The sequence below is a fragment of the Limnobacter thiooxidans genome, assembly GCF_036323495.1.
GTDB classification, from domain to species: domain Bacteria; phylum Pseudomonadota; class Gammaproteobacteria; order Burkholderiales; family Burkholderiaceae_B; genus Limnobacter; species Limnobacter thiooxidans.
Genome location: NZ_AP028947.1, coordinates 1,013,485 through 1,027,771, shown reverse-complemented (window position 1 = coordinate 1,027,771; position 14,287 = coordinate 1,013,485). Strand labels below are relative to the sequence as shown.

Here is a 14,287-nt window from a genome sequence, read left to right as displayed (position 1 = left end):
ACTTACAATAGTCCTCCGCCAAAAAATCACAATCCACCCTGGCGCCCTTGAGGACAACATGAAATACATTCCATTTAAATTTAGCCCACTTCACATTGCAGTCGCTACACTCGGTCTGGGAATTGGCTCCATTTCACATGCAGCAGGTTTTGCACTGCTGGAGCAAAATGCCAGCGGCGCTGGTGTGGCTTATGCAGGCAAAGCCGCCATCGCTGAAGATGCCAGCGCGGCCTGGTTCAACCCGGCCAGCATGGCCCGCTTGAAAGAGCGTCAGGTTGTACTGGGTGGCCATTACGTTGACTTGAATGCCGAGTTCCACAATGAAGGCTCCACCACCCCGCCTGCCATGGCCGGAAACCCTGGCCGCAATGTTGGCGACTTCGGCGCGGAAGGCTACATCCCCAACTTCCACCTGGTCGTGCCGTTCAACGACAAGATCAACTTTGGCTTGTCTGTGGCCACGCCCTTCGGACTCAAAACCGATTACCAGCAAGACTGGATTGGCCGCTTTCAAGGCATTACCTCCGACATCAAGACACTGAACATCAACCCTTCAGCTTCCTATCAAATCAATGATCAGTGGTCGGTCGGTGCAGGTGTTTCTGCAGAAAAACTCGATGCAAAACTGAGTGCCTCCAGCGTGCTGGGCGCCGGTGTGGAATCACTGACCACGATTGCAGGCGATGGATGGGGATACGGATTCAACCTAGGTGCCATGGGCCAAATTACGCCGGCCACACGCGTGGGTGTTGCCTACCGCTCGGCCATTGAACACGACCTGAAAGGCAATGTGACCTTTGCCGGCGCTGGCGTGCTGAACAGCGACCTTGCCGCAAAAATCCGTCTTCCCGCTTCACTGGCTCTTTCTTCCGTTACTGCGCTCGATTCAAGATGGCAGGTACTGACTGATGCAACCTGGACCGAATGGAGCACCATTCAACAGCTGAATTTCCAACGCGTCAATGCAGTGGGGCCGGCTGCAGGCGTTCCAATTCCTGTTCAGGACTACGAGTGGAAAAACAGCTGGCGCTTTGCTGTGGGCGGCATCTACAAATACAGCGACACGATCAATCTGAAAGCCGGTGTGGCCTACGACATCACGCCCGTGCCCGATGAACGACGCAAGGTGCGCCTGCCAGACGAGAACCGGATCACACTGGCCCTGGGTTCACAGTACAAATTCGACAAAGCCACCACATTCGATGTGGCCTTTCAGTACGTCATGCCCGACAAGGCAAAAATTGACAGCACCGAAGGCGCAGGCGGCACACAAAGCCGTGTTCTTGGAACTGTAGAAGGCGATGCAATTGTCCTGTCGGGTCAGGTTGCTTACAAGTTCTAACTACTGTTGACGAAAAAATGCCCGGCTCATGGCCGGGCTGAAAAGACGCATTCGGTTAGGAGACTATCAAACCGCTACAACTTTCTCCGACTGAAATCTGTGCCAGAAAAAGGTCCCAAGGAGCTGTTTGATCACATCGTCTGCGTCCATAAGTTCCCTGCGGAGCAGGCAGAAAACTTGGGGGTGAAAATCACAACATTACTATTACGCTCTACTACTTCACTACGCATCAAACCACCCCACACGGGGCAGTTTGATGTACTGCACAAACCGATTACTTCATCAGCTTGAATACCCAGACGGAACCACCTTGTTCAAGGTAGTTCACCTTGCTGGCTACGTCTCCGCCCCACAGGGGAACTGCGCCACCCCAACCAGACACAACAGCCACGTACTGCTGACCATCTTTGCCTTTCCAAGTCACGGGAGGTGCAACCACGCCTGAACCGGTCTGGAATTTCCAGACTTCTTTACCGGTCTTGGCATCAGCAGCCTTCAGGAAACCTTCTGGAGTACCCCAGAACACGAGGTTACCGCCTGTGGTCAGAACACCGCCCCACAGAGGCGCGTTGTTCGTGATTTCCCACTCGATCTTGCCGGTCTTGGGGTTCATCGCACGCAATGCGCCGATGTAGTCAAAGCCAGGCAATGTCTTGATGGTGAAACCGGCACCCAGGTAAGCCGCACCTTTCTTGTAGGTGATTGGCTCGTTCCAGATTTCCATGCCCCATTCGTTGGCAGGAACATAGAACAGACCTGTGTCAGGGCTGTAAGCCATTGGCTGCTGGTTCTTGCCACCCAGGAATGAAGGTGCAGAGAAGACCACTTCACCCTTCTTGCCATCCTTGGCTGTGGGGTCGCCGGGGCGGTTGGCTGGATCGAAAATCGGACGGCCTGTCTTCATGTCGATGCCCTTGGCCCATGTGATTTTCTTCACGAATGGGAAGGCGTTTTCCAGTTTGCCGGTCTTGGCGTCGTTCACGTACATGAAGCCGTTGCGGTCGGCTTTTGCACCCACACGCTTGCCGTTCATGTCAAAGGTCACGAACTCGTTCACACCGTCATAGTCCCAGCCGTCGTTGGGCGTGGACTGGTAGTGCCACTCGATCTTGCCTGTGTCAATGTTCACAGCCACGGTGGATGTGGAGTACAGGTTGTCGCCAGGGCGCAGGTGGCTATTCCAGGGCGCTGGGTTGCCAGTACCGAAGTAGGCCAAGCCTGTTTTGTTGTCGTAGGTACCGCCCAGCCAGGTTGCTGCACCACCGGTTTTCCACAAGTCGCCTTTCCAGGTCGCATTGGTGGTACCGGAAATACCGTTTTCAATTTTCTTGCCGTCTTTGTCGAACTTGTAACCCATGTGACCTTCAACGGTTGGACGAATCCAAACCAGTTCACCAGTCTTGGCGTTGCGCGCTTCAACACGACCTACCACACCGAATTCACCGCCAGATACTCCAGTCAACACCAAGCCTTTGGCGATGATTGGAGCAGCAGTATTGGAGTAGCCAGCTGCGTAGTCGTCAATCTTGTCTTTCCAGACCACCTTGCCCGTGTTCTGATCCAGAGCGATCAACTGGGCATCCAGTGTCGAGAAGATCACCAGGTTGTCATACAGTGCGGCACCACGGTTCACCACGTCGCAGCAAGGCATGATGCCTTCTGGCAGACGGTGCTCATACTTCCACAGTTTTTCACCTGTAGAGGCATCCAGTGCGTAAATGCGTGAATAGGAACCAGTCACGAACATCTTGCCGTTGTGAATTACAGGCTGGCTTTCCTGACCGCGCTGCTTTTCACCGCCGAACGAGAATGACCAGGCTGGAACCAGCTTGCCCACGTTGGCTACGTTGATGTCTTTCAATGGGCTGTAACGCTGACCCTCGGTACCCATACCCCAGGAAAGAATGTCGCCTGTGGATTTGGCATCGCCTTGAATCATTGCGTCTGTCACAGTGGCAGAAGCCACTGCTGGAATCGCCAGTGCGGTTGCTACCATCGCGCTAAGCAGAGTTTTGCGCATTTTTAGTTTCTCCTCTCTTCATCCGTTACTTTGTGAGGTTCTCGCCCCTCATTTGCAGAGTCGGGGCTACCCGAAGAAACCTAGCGCAAGCTTCATGCCAAGTAGAATCTTTCATCTAAATAATTTTTTTATTCAATAAAATCAGTGGCTTGAAAAAACGACTCTTTTGGGTGGGATGCCGCTGCTGCAAGATGTAAAAAAAGAGACAAGCTTGTGTCACTGCAACAGCACAATTGCTCAGCAACACACAAGCTGTCCCTTTTTGGAACACCTGATACACCCAGATTGTTTAGAATCCGCCCAATGCGCCCTTCTCGTAAACTGGATACAAATTGGTGACGTTTCGATAGAACTCGGCCGGGTAGGCTGCAAAGCTCCTGAAGCGTTCAGGCGCGCCTTGCTTCATGACCTCATTCATTTCTTCTCCCATCTGGGCAGCCTGGGTCAAACGCGTGTCCAGCCAGGTCAGGTAATCCAGTGTCTGGTCGATGGCTTCAGTGCCCCAGCTTACTGGCCCGTGGCTGGGCACCACGACTTTCGGTTTCATGGCCTGCAGCTTTTTGAGGCTTTCAATCCAGGGCTTCAATCGCGCATGCGGGGTGGTCACAATTCGTTTGTAAAACACAAGGCCACCTGCCCACATCACCTTGCTGTCGGGGTCGAACAACACCAGGTCTGAATCGGTGTGCCCTTTCAGCTCAATGGCTTCAATCGCCTTGCCACCCAACTTGTTGAGCTTCTCCGGCACAATCGTTTGACTTGGAAACACACTTTCAGTGGCCTTCATCCAGTCGCCGCACAGGCGGTACAAATTGGTTTCATACAGCGCTGCTTCGGCCTTGATGCCCTGAATGGTCACTTTGGTCGCAGCCAATGCTTCCTTGGGGTAGGCCTGATTGCCCAAAAAATAATCCGGGTGCAAATTCAATGCGACAACTTGCTGAATGGGCTTGCCCTTGCTGATTGAATCGATCAAGGCACGTTGTTGCTCGCCATAAATTCGCGAAGTGCCAGTATTGATGACAAACACGCCCGCATCATCAATATAAAAACCGGTGTTGATGATGTTGCAGCCATTGGCCTGCGAAAAATCGTCATTGGCACCGGCGATGACATACCATCCACCCGCCAGTTCGGTGGCCTTCAAGCCATAGTTCAGCGTGGCCTTGTCGGCTGAGGGTTTGGCCACATTGGGCAGCTCAGCCCAGGCGGGGCCTGCGCTCAAAAAGCCGCACACCAACAAACCGGCGAGCGCGTTGAAACCTGTCTTTGCAGGCTTGGGTATTGAATGAAAATTCATTGCGTAACCTTTGCATCAATTCGGTTGCCATTGTTGTCACGCCCAACAAGGCTGACAGGCCCTAGCGGTTTTTTGTCGAAGTCGAAGGAGAACAGCGGGTTTTCCGACACAGGCTCGAAAGGATAAAGCCGGGCCAGCACCTGCCGGTTTTTGTCTTGCAACACCATTTCCTCAATGTAGAAAGCGGGCACTCCCGCCACCAATCCGGTGTCCATCGGGTGCGAAACCTGCACCCGCAAACGGGCGTCGTTGCGCAACTGGTTGGCGTCAAACATTTTGCCGGCCACCTTGTTCAGGGTTTGGGGCCAACTGCCGTCAGCCCGCGTAGCGCCTGGCACCGTGCAACCGCCACCGGCTGCTTCAATGAAGGCATAACCCACGTGCCACACATTGTCTTCACCCAATGCAGCAATTCGTATCGGGCTTGCCTGCTCCAGCTTGAAGCGGAAATTCAATGCCGGCTTTGCTTTCTCGGGAATGAACTCAAGTACCTTTCGAATCGGGTTTCGGTCCACCAACACCACAATTTTTTTGACCTTGCCCACCGCTGAAGCATCAAAGGAAACCGGCACATTCATCGCGTCCTCAGCAAACAGGGGCACTGTCACCTTGATTCTGGAATCGAATACTGTTTTGGCATTGGTATCAAAAAACTGCCCCTTCATGTCGGGCCATTGCATGGAGCCCAAAGGGTCGCCACCAGTCAGGTCACCTTGCACTGCGCCCAATTCTGCTGTGGCTGCTGTTGCAGGTACAGCCAGTACGCTGCCCGCAACGATGCAGGCCCCGGCGATCAGTCTGGTGAACAGCTCAAGCGCCCTTGTTTCCCGATCGAGGTAATTTCTACTGCTGAACTTCATGACATTTGTCTCCTGCTTTTTTTAATCTGTCAGAATGCAAGCAATCGATGTGCCTATATTCGCAAATGCTCAACTTAAAATTATCCGCACGCTGGAAACGGGAAGACGGTCAGTTCATTGAACTGGACCAGCGCCTGATGCAAACCCTCAAAACCATAGACTCCGAGGGATCCATCTCGCTGGCGTGCAAGGCACTCGGCGTTTCCTACCGTACTCTGTGGGCTCAAATTCAGCAATACAACCAGATACTGGGCGAAGACCTGGTGGCCACCCACGGCCGCGCCGGCGCCTGCCTGACCCGGTTCGGGCACAAGTTGATCTGGATGGTCGAGCAAGGCAATGTGCGTGTAGCGCCTGACCTGGGAACAGTCGGCGAACAGCTGAATGCGGAATGGCTGGACATCGACCAGAACAAACCTTGGATCAGCCTGGCCTTGAGCGATGACCTGGTGCTTCAAAACCTGTTTCAAAACACGGCCTTGTACAAAAAGCTGCAGTTGTCTTTGCGCTGGTCAGGCAGTATTGCCGCGCTTTCGGCATTGCACCGCGGCGAAGTTCGGGTGGCGGGTTGCCACTTGCCCATAGGCCTTGAAGAACATTCGCACGTGCATCAAATCATGAGGCGTTGGCTGCGGGGTGCCAATTTGTCGGTGGTTGAATTGTTTGAGCGTGAAATCGGCTGGATTAGCCGACCGGCTGCCACGCCACCCACGCTGGAAGATGTCTCGATGCGGCGTGCCTTGCTGGTCAATCGAAATTCCGCCTCGTCGACCCACCATCAACTCAACGCGCTGATCACCAAAGCGTGCCTGAACCCGGAAAACCTGCCCGGCTACTACCACGAGGAAAACTCCCATTTGGCTGTGGCTTGTACCATTGCCGCTGGTCATGGCGACTTGGGCCTGGGTATTCGTGCAGCAGCAGACCACTATGACCTGCATTTCCGCACGGTTTCCAAAGAACGCTATTTCCTGGTGTTGCACAACAGTGATCTTCAATACCCCGCCATGGATATCCTGTTGCCGTGGTTGAAAAGCGAAGAGGTGCAAAGCCAGGTGGGAAGTGCCGCAGGTTACAGCGCTGTGAATTTGGGGCGAACCCAGTTACTCGAAACATTTCTCCACGAAATTCAATCGACCTGACGCGCCAGGCAGTGTGTCAAATTTTTGCAACGCAACAATATTATGCAAATGTTTACACAATAAAAGACTGTCCCAGTGTTCCACCAGAGTCAAATTTCGGCGCACTATTTCCTATTTCTGTGACTTGCACGCACAGTGACTGAAAGAGAATGCCGAAAACTGCCCTGAATTGCCACTGGCATGCCCGTTGCGCTTGACTCCTCACCTACATCAACATAACAAAGGAGTTAGGGACATGAACATGGTTGACGAGCTAAAACTGGGCGTTGCTTTTCCATTCAAAGCGAAATATGACAACTTCATCGGCGGCAAATGGGTCGCCCCAAGAAATGGTCAGTATTTCGACAACATCACACCTGTAACCGGCCAGGTACTTTGCCAAGTGGCACGTTCACAGGCTGAAGACATTGAACTGGCGCTAGACGCCGCCCACGCCGCCAAAGACGCCTGGGGCAAGCGCTCACCCACAGAACGCGCAACAATCCTGAACAAAATCGCGGACCGCATGGAAGAAAACCTGCGCCTGATCGCCGTGGCTGAAACGCTGGACAACGGCAAGCCACTGCGCGAAACCATGGCTGCCGACATTCCATTGGCCATTGACCACTTCCGCTACTTCGCTGCCTGCATTCGCGGCGAAGAAGGCAGCATCTGTGAAATTGACCACCAAACCTACGCTTACCACTTCAACGAGCCACTAGGTGTTGTCGGTCAGATCATTCCCTGGAACTTCCCGATCCTGATGGCCGCCTGGAAACTGGCGCCCGCATTGGCCGCCGGCAACTGCGTGGTTCTGAAGCCCGCTGAACAAACTCCAGCTTCCTTGCTGGTTGTCATGGACCTGATCGCTGACCTGCTACCACCCGGCGTGTTGAACATCGTGAACGGTTTTGGCCTGGAAGCCGGCAAGCCACTGGCGAGCAACTCACGCATCGCGAAAATTGCGTTCACCGGCGAAACATCGACTGGTCGCCTGATCATGAGCTACGCCGCACAAAACCTGATTCCAGTGACCCTGGAACTGGGCGGAAAGTCCCCCAACATTTTCTTCTCCGACATCATGGATGCCGACGACGCATTCTTCGACAAGACCCTCGAAGGTTTTGCGATGTTCGCGCTGAACCAGGGTGAAGTGTGCACATGCCCTTCACGTGCATTGATCCAGGAAGACATTTACGACGCGTTCATTGAGCGTGCAATTGACCGCGTGGGCAAGATCAAGCAGGGCAACCCGCTGGACGAAACCACAATGATCGGTGCACAGGCTTCTTCCGAACAACTGGAAAAGATCATGAGCTACATCGACCTGGGCAAACAAGAAGGTGCGAAGTGCCTGATCGGTGGCGAGCAGAACAAGCAAGGTGGCGATTTGGCAGGCGGCTTTTATGTCAAGCCCACCGTGTTCAAAGGCCACAACAAGATGCGCATTTTCCAGGAAGAAATTTTTGGCCCAGTGTTGTCTGTAACCACATTCAAGGACGAAGCTGAAGCCCTGCAAATTGCCAACGACACCTTGTACGGCCTGGGCGCAGGTGTGTGGAGCCGTGATGGCGCCCGCGCATTCCGCATGGGTCGCGCCATTCAGGCTGGCCGTGTGTGGACCAACTGCTACCACCTGTATCCTGCTCATGCCGCATTCGGTGGCTACAAGCAGTCAGGTATTGGCCGTGAAAACCACAAGATGATGTTGCACCATTATCAGCAGACGAAGAACCTGTTGGTGAGCTACAACCCCAATGCAATGGGCTTCTTCTGATTGGTGATTCGAAAACGATTGCAAGTTTGGCAGCGTTGCTGGTTGTGTAGCGCTGTCCATGTTGCAATCGGTTACGCGTCATGAACCGTGCCGCCCCGAAAGCCTGTAGTCCCTTTTTGATTGTCATTCTGGCTCACCTTGTTCGGCAAAAAACAAGGCCGAACAAAGGTGCCAGCCTTCGGCTGAACGCTGCGAATGACATCAAACGGGCAGGCTTTCTTGAAGGGGCGGACACAGTCCACCGACTGCGCAACCTCAGCATCACTGCAAAACCAAAGCACTGCAACTCTGCATTTCATTTGCAACCAGTCAAACCAATCCGGAGAAACCCATGAACACCCGAGTCAGCGCAACGCACGACGCACTGGAGCTGATTGCATCGCTCAAAGCGCAACATGGTGACGTAATTTTTCACCAAAGCGGCGGCTGTTGCGACGGCAGCGCCCCCATGATGTTTCCACGCAGCGATTTTCCCTTGGGTGGCTCTGATGTCAAACTGGGTGAAATTGGCGGCGTGTCTTTTTACATGAGCAAATCCCAATTCGCCTATTGGGAGCACACCCACCTCACCATTGATGTGGTGAAAGGCAATGGTGGCATGTTCAGCCTTGAAAGGCCCAGCGGCCTAAGATTTCTGACGCGATCCCGCCTGTATTCCGACGAAGAATTTGCAGCACTTCCACCAGTAGAAGCGGTCGACTGATTCGGCAAGTTGCGCTACATGTACTGCTTGCTAAGGCGCATGTCCTTCGTTCATTTGCAAAGGCGCATGCTCGTTCTTCGTTTTCTCAGGCGCATACCCTCTTCCGCCGAAAGCCTGCATTTCCCTTTTTTGAATTCGCCCTGACTCACCATGGTTCGGCAAAAAAGATGGCCGAACCCGGTGTCGGCTTGCCGCCGCACGTGGCGTGTGAATTCAAAACGGGCAGGCTTTCTTGAATGGCGGTGCGAGAGCAATGCTGCCTTTGCAAACTGAAAGGCCAGCGCCTGTGACTCTATGAGAGCGGCTTGCGGGATACGCGGCCAGCAAGTCACTGTTCAATCTCTGGAGCAAGTTGGCTTGGAGGATTTGCAGAATGGTCGAATTGTTCTGCCGATTCAGATCAACGCGCCCGGCTTGGTTCGCAGCGCGGGGCGATTGCGCCAGCAATCGATGCGAACACGCCCTTGCGTGTCGCATGCCCCAAGCCAGAATCAAGAAGGGATACACGCCTTGATCAAGGCAGGACAGGTGACTTTCTGCAAATACGAAAAGAGCCCGACGAAAAAAAACCGCCGGTCGCAACCAGCGGTTCTTCAAATAACGAAACTCAATCCAACTTACGCCGCAATGCTTCCAACCATCAGCACTTTCGAATCACGCTCAGCCAGTACCTCAAATGCAGAAGCACCCTCGGCAGTCACGTGCTTCACCGAAATACCGGAAGGCAAAAACACCGGCTGCTTGAACGACAGGTCAAACTTGCGTGCAGGCGCACCCAAACCAGCTTCAACGATGCTCAAGGTTTTCGCTGCAGTCCACATGCCATGCACAATCGCCTGTTTGAAACCAAACAGTTTTGCAGTTTGTGCGTACAGGTGAATCGGGTTGTAGTCATTGGACACTTTGGCGTATTTGCGACCCTGATTTTCAGGCACTTTCACCGCAGTGTACTGCGCACCAACCGCGCTCAAAGCTTCAGCAGGCGCTGGCTTTGAAGCTGGCTTTGGCATGCCCTTCACACGGCACAAAATGCTCATTGTGCTTTTCCAGTGAACCTCATCACCCACGAAAAACTCGGTGTGCAAATCAAATTCCAGACCTTGCGGTATGCCGCGGGTTTCACCCACAGTCACCACCACGTCGTACGGCACGCCGTATTCAAGTGGCTTGATGCTCTCAATTGAGTTGTGCAAGTGAACCATGCCCAACATCGGCATCGGGTGCTCTGGGCGACTCAACAAAAACATGTGCAGGGGTGACGCCACGACCTGCGCTGCGGTCAAGGCAATTACATCTTCCTTGAACCCGCAAACCAGGTTGTACTGACGTACCCACTCACGGTCAATAAATACTTTCTTCACACGCGCACCCAGGCGTGCGGCCTGGGTATCGGGTTTTGGCTTTTTGTTGGACGTGGTGGCAGCCTTCAGCAGCAGCGCCTTGCCATTTGGAAACTCAGGCAGCTCATAAAACTTCGCGGCTGCTTTCAGGGTGTCATTCACGCTCATGATTTCACTTCTCGATAATTGCAGTTACACCGATACCACCGGCTGCACAAATGGAGATCAAGCCCTTGCCACTGCCTTTTTCGTTCAGCAGTTTGGCCAGTGTGCCGATAATGCGGCCGCCTGTGGCTGCGAAGGGGTGTCCAACGGCCAGTGAGCCGCCTTTCACATTCAGCTTGCTGCGGTCAATTGAACCCAGTGGTGCATCCAGACCCAGTTTTTCCTTGCAGAACTTGGGGTCTTCCCATGCTTTCAATGTACACAGAACCTGTGCAGCGAACGCTTCGTGAATTTCAAGGAAGTCGAAATCCTGCAGCTTCAAGCCAGCTTTTTTCAACATGCGTGGCACGGCGTAAGCAGGCGCCATCAACAGACCTTCCTTGCCGGAAACAAAATCAACACCAATGGTTTCGCTGAATGTCAGGTAAGCCAAGGGCTTGATGCCACGGGCCTTGGCCCAGTCTTCAGAGGCCAGCAAAACAGCCGACGCACCATCTGTCAACGGTGTGGAGTTACCCGCTGTCATCGTGCCCTTGCCGCTCTTGCGATCAAACGCAGGCTTCAGGCCTTGCAGGCGCTCAACGGATGAATCTGCACGCAAGTTGTTGTCACGTGTCAAACCATTGAATGGAACAACCAGGTCATCGAAGAAGCCTTCTTCGTAGGCCTTGGCTGCTTTCAGGTGGCTGCTTACAGCCAGCTCATCTTGCGCTTCGCGTGTAATGCCCCAGGTTTGAGCCATCACTTCACAGTGCGCGCCCATGCTCATTTTTGTGCGTGGCTCGGCATTCGCGGGTGGCAGGGGTGCCAAGTGCTTGGGGCGAATTTTCAGCAAGGCAGCCAGCTTGCCCTTGGTGTCACGAGCGCGGTTGGCTTCCAGCAAAATCTTGCGCAGGCCTTCGCTCACTGCGATCGGTGCGTCGGTTGTGGTGTCTACACCGCCCGCCATGCCCACTTCAATTTGGCCTAAGGCAATCTTGTTGGCCACAACAATTGCGGCTTCCAGGCCGGTACCGCAAGCCTGTTGAATGTCAAAGGCGGGTGTCATGGGGCTCAAGCCTGAACCCAAAACAGATTCACGGCACAGGGAAAAATCGCGACTGTGCTTGACCACCGCACCCGCAACAACGTCACCCAGTTCTTCACCGTGCAACTGGAACTTGTCCACCACACCGCGGAATGCTGCAGTCAGCATGTCCTGGTTGGACTTGCCGATGTAGGCTGTGTTTGAACGTGCAAATGGAATGCGTGAACCGCCAATAATGGCAACGCGACGACCGTGTTTCATAAGTTTCTCCAAATAATTTTTTTAGTTTAAAGCGCCGTATTCATTGAATGAATGAATGAATGAATGAATTACGCGCCCACCAGGTTTTGTCCGCACACACGCAAGGTGGCACCGTTCACACCAGCAGCCAATGGGCTCGCCATGAATGTCACTGCTTCAGCAATGTCCACTGGCAGACCACCTTGTGACAGGCTGGACAAACGACGCGCCACTTCGCGAGTCACTACGGGAATTGCGGCAGTCATTTGTGTTTCGATGAAGCCCGGTGCAATGGCGTTGATTGAAATACCCTTGCCTTCCAACTGCTTGGCCATGGCATCTACATAGCCAATCACGGCGCTCTTGGTCGCAGCGTAGTTGGTTTGACCTGCATTGCCTGCAATGCCACCGATCGATGAAATGCACACAATGCGCGCATTCGAACCAAACGCATCGCCTGCCAGCAACTGGTCGTTGCAACGAACAATCGCGCCCAGGTTTACATCAAGTACCATGTCCCACAGGTGGGCCGCCATGTTGCGCATCATCTTGTCGCGGGTAATACCGGCGTTGTGAACGATGATGTCGATCTTGCCGCCTTTCTCCGCTGCCACAGCGGCCAGCTTGTTGCCAGCGTCTGCATCGGTAATGTCCAGCGGGCAAGCGATGCCGCCAATGCTGCTCATAGTGGTACCCAACACGCTTTCATCTGCCGGGCGGTCAACACCAATCACTGTTGCGCCTTCACGGGCCAATACCTCAGCGATCGCTGCTCCAATGCCGCGTGCAGCACCGGTTACAACAGCCAGCTTGCCAGTCAATGGCTTTTCTGAAAACGCAGCAACCTTCACACCCTTGGGTGCGCCAACCACTGGCAACACCTGGCCTGTTACAAACGCTGAATGCGGGCTCAGGAAAAAGCGCAAGGCGCCTTCAATCCCGTTTTCCGCGCCGGTTTTTACCTGAATCAAGTTGGCGGTTGTGCCATTCTTGCCACTTTCCTTCGCCAAGCTGCGAATGAAGCCGGGCAAGGAGGACTGCGCTGTTTCAGCCAGCGCATCTTTTGAATCACCACGCGGGCGACCAATCACCACGATGCGGCTGTTTGATGGCACCTTGCGCAGGCGCGGGTTGAAAAAGTCGTACAACAAACGCAGATCGGCCACATTGACAGCCGCTGTTACGTCCAGTACGTACACGTTTTCAGGCACGCCATTGTCGGCCTGGGAAATCGTCACATCCACCTTGGCTTTGGCCGCAGCCTGCTTGATACCGTCCAATCCGGCCAAATCAGCAGACACCTTGATCGACGCACCCATGGCGTCCAGGCCCTTCACCACCGCCGTGGCCACTGGACCAAAGGCGCTGGCGCCCACCAGTGCATTGGCCTTGGCCAAGGACTTCTCGGCGTAACCGGCCTTGGCGCGCTTCAACAGAGGGGGCACGGGCAAGCCCAGTGCTGCAGCAATTTGTTTACCTGTAGAGGTATGGACAAATTCAAGAATTTTGTCGGCCATGAGTCTCGTCCTTCTTATAGGGGGAAATGTCTTTTTTGAGGGCTAAGCATAGCCCAGCAAGACAATGTTACTGTTGCGTAACTTTGGAGTGTATAGAAACTTTGGCTGAAAATCGTAGAGGGCTTTCTCTAACCCGGAAAGGTGAGAGGTTCATCCCCCAACTGCCAAGGCTTCAGCTTGGGCATGGCCTGTTCCAGAATATTCGATGCCAAAAATACGCCCAGCCAAGCCTTTAAAGCGTCGCAGCCGGGCATTGAATCGAACCACGCTTCGTCAGCTATTCGAAACTGTCGAACAAAAGGAAGAATGGCGTAGTCGGCAAAACTGGGTTTGCCGCCAAACAGAAAAGCCCCGTTACTCTCGAGCACTTCATTCCACCGGACCAGTATGGCCACACACACGTTGCGGTGTTCAAGCGGATCACAGACATAGGTTTCTGTGGGTGTATTGACGTGATAGCGGTGGGGGTATTTGTACCGGTCCAGGTTGCGCTTGAACTCACCATCCAGCAGAGCGATCCATTCATCGCCTTGCCGCTGTTGCGCATCGTTCAACACAAGCCAATCGCTGGGGAAATTCTGCGAAACTGCCCAGCGCATCACATCCAGGCTTTCATCAATCACAGTGCCATCCTGCAACCACAGCACGGGCACAGTACCTTTGGGTGAAATTTCCAGCATGTGCGGGGGTTTGGCACGCAGCACCAACTCACGAACTTCAACTTTCACGCCCGCAGCCACAATGGCCAACCGCGCCCGCATGGCATACGGGCACCGACGAAAGCTGTACAACACGGGCAGGCCAAGCAGGTGCCCGGTCAAGGCTGGGTCGTTCAATTCCTGGTTCGGGCTGTCCACGTTTTCCGCATTCACTGA

The 14,287-nt window shown here is 54.0% G+C and carries 11 protein-coding genes; 4 read left to right on the top strand and 7 right to left on the bottom strand.

All coding sequences use genetic code 11. The annotated features are described in order from the left end of the window. Positions 1–58: 58 nt before the first annotated feature. Positions 59–1,342, top strand: a complete 1,284-nt coding sequence (locus RGQ30_RS04670) for an OmpP1/FadL family transporter (protein ID WP_130558100.1) — start codon at positions 59–61, stop codon at positions 1,340–1,342. Positions 1,343–1,616: 274 nt separating this feature from the next. Here the strand turns inward: RGQ30_RS04670 and RGQ30_RS04665 are convergent, their stop codons facing one another. The 3 genes from RGQ30_RS04665 to RGQ30_RS04655 all read right to left on the bottom strand — a co-directional run bounded on the left by RGQ30_RS04665 (position 1,617) and on the right by RGQ30_RS04655 (position 5,522). Then, the gene (locus RGQ30_RS04665) at positions 1,617–3,362 is read right to left on the bottom strand and encodes a PQQ-dependent methanol/ethanol family dehydrogenase (protein WP_130558101.1); all 1,746 of its coding nucleotides are present in this window, start codon (positions 3,360–3,362) and stop codon (positions 1,617–1,619) included. A 289-nt stretch (positions 3,363–3,651) separates the two neighbouring features. Further along, a complete protein-coding gene (locus RGQ30_RS04660; RefSeq protein WP_130558102.1) occupies positions 3,652–4,662 on the bottom strand; it encodes a quinoprotein relay system zinc metallohydrolase 1 in 1,011 nt (336 codons plus the stop codon). Continuing rightward, positions 4,659–5,522, bottom strand: coding sequence for a quinoprotein dehydrogenase-associated SoxYZ-like carrier (locus tag RGQ30_RS04655; RefSeq protein ID WP_338284809.1), 864 nt, complete (start codon positions 5,520–5,522; stop codon positions 4,659–4,661). The genes RGQ30_RS04660 and RGQ30_RS04655 overlap by 4 nt, the downstream gene beginning before the upstream one ends. A 65-nt stretch (positions 5,523–5,587) precedes the next feature. Between RGQ30_RS04655 and RGQ30_RS04650 the strand changes: the two genes are divergently transcribed. The 3 genes from RGQ30_RS04650 to RGQ30_RS04640 all read left to right on the top strand — a co-directional run bounded on the left by RGQ30_RS04650 (position 5,588) and on the right by RGQ30_RS04640 (position 9,123). Continuing rightward, the gene (locus tag RGQ30_RS04650) at positions 5,588–6,664 is read left to right on the top strand and encodes a substrate-binding domain-containing protein (protein ID WP_298215609.1); all 1,077 of its coding nucleotides are present in this window, start codon (positions 5,588–5,590) and stop codon (positions 6,662–6,664) included. Between the two features lie 235 nt (positions 6,665–6,899). Then, positions 6,900–8,420, top strand: coding sequence for an aldehyde dehydrogenase (gene adh / locus RGQ30_RS04645; protein WP_130558104.1), 1,521 nt, complete (start codon positions 6,900–6,902; stop codon positions 8,418–8,420). 331 nt (positions 8,421–8,751) lie between these two features. Next, a complete protein-coding gene (locus RGQ30_RS04640; RefSeq protein WP_130558105.1) occupies positions 8,752–9,123 on the top strand; it encodes a DUF779 domain-containing protein in 372 nt (123 codons plus the stop codon). Positions 9,124–9,740: 617 nt separating this feature from the next. Here the strand turns inward: RGQ30_RS04640 and RGQ30_RS04635 are convergent. The 4 genes from RGQ30_RS04635 to RGQ30_RS04620 all read right to left on the bottom strand — a co-directional run bounded on the left by RGQ30_RS04635 (position 9,741) and on the right by RGQ30_RS04620 (position 14,284). After that, positions 9,741–10,631, bottom strand: a complete 891-nt coding sequence (locus RGQ30_RS04635) for a MaoC family dehydratase (RefSeq protein WP_130558106.1) — start codon at positions 10,629–10,631, stop codon at positions 9,741–9,743. 4 nt (positions 10,632–10,635) lie between these two features. Further along, positions 10,636–11,916 (bottom strand): acetyl-CoA C-acetyltransferase, encoded by a 1,281-nt coding sequence (locus RGQ30_RS04630; RefSeq protein WP_130558107.1) that lies wholly within the window; start codon positions 11,914–11,916, stop codon positions 10,636–10,638. A gap of 68 nt (positions 11,917–11,984) precedes the next feature. Further along, positions 11,985–13,412: a 3-oxoacyl-ACP reductase gene (locus RGQ30_RS04625; protein WP_130558108.1), complete on the bottom strand. Its 1,428-nt coding sequence runs from the start codon at positions 13,410–13,412 to the stop codon at positions 11,985–11,987. A 128-nt stretch (positions 13,413–13,540) separates the two neighbouring features. Next, positions 13,541–14,284, bottom strand: a complete 744-nt coding sequence (locus tag RGQ30_RS04620) for a glutathione S-transferase (protein ID WP_298215600.1) — start codon at positions 14,282–14,284, stop codon at positions 13,541–13,543. Between the last annotated feature and the right edge of the window lie 3 nt (positions 14,285–14,287).

Coding starts and splice junctions, on each gene's coding strand:
- RGQ30_RS04640 (WP_130558105.1), top strand. CDS start 8,752: ATGAACACCCGAGTCAGCGCAACGCACGACGCACTGGAGCTGATTGCA.
- RGQ30_RS04665 (WP_130558101.1), bottom strand. CDS start 3,362: ATGCGCAAAACTCTGCTTAGCGCGATGGTAGCAACCGCACTGGCGATT.
- RGQ30_RS04670 (WP_130558100.1), top strand. CDS start 59: ATGAAATACATTCCATTTAAATTTAGCCCACTTCACATTGCAGTCGCT.
- RGQ30_RS04660 (WP_130558102.1), bottom strand. CDS start 4,662: ATGAATTTTCATTCAATACCCAAGCCTGCAAAGACAGGTTTCAACGCG.
- RGQ30_RS04635 (WP_130558106.1), bottom strand. CDS start 10,631: ATGAGCGTGAATGACACCCTGAAAGCAGCCGCGAAGTTTTATGAGCTG.
- RGQ30_RS04625 (WP_130558108.1), bottom strand. CDS start 13,412: ATGGCCGACAAAATTCTTGAATTTGTCCATACCTCTACAGGTAAACAA.
- RGQ30_RS04630 (WP_130558107.1), bottom strand. CDS start 11,916: ATGAAACACGGTCGTCGCGTTGCCATTATTGGCGGTTCACGCATTCCA.
- RGQ30_RS04650 (WP_298215609.1), top strand. CDS start 5,588: ATGCTCAACTTAAAATTATCCGCACGCTGGAAACGGGAAGACGGTCAG.
- RGQ30_RS04655 (WP_338284809.1), bottom strand. CDS start 5,522: ATGAAGTTCAGCAGTAGAAATTACCTCGATCGGGAAACAAGGGCGCTT.
- adh (WP_130558104.1), top strand. CDS start 6,900: ATGAACATGGTTGACGAGCTAAAACTGGGCGTTGCTTTTCCATTCAAA.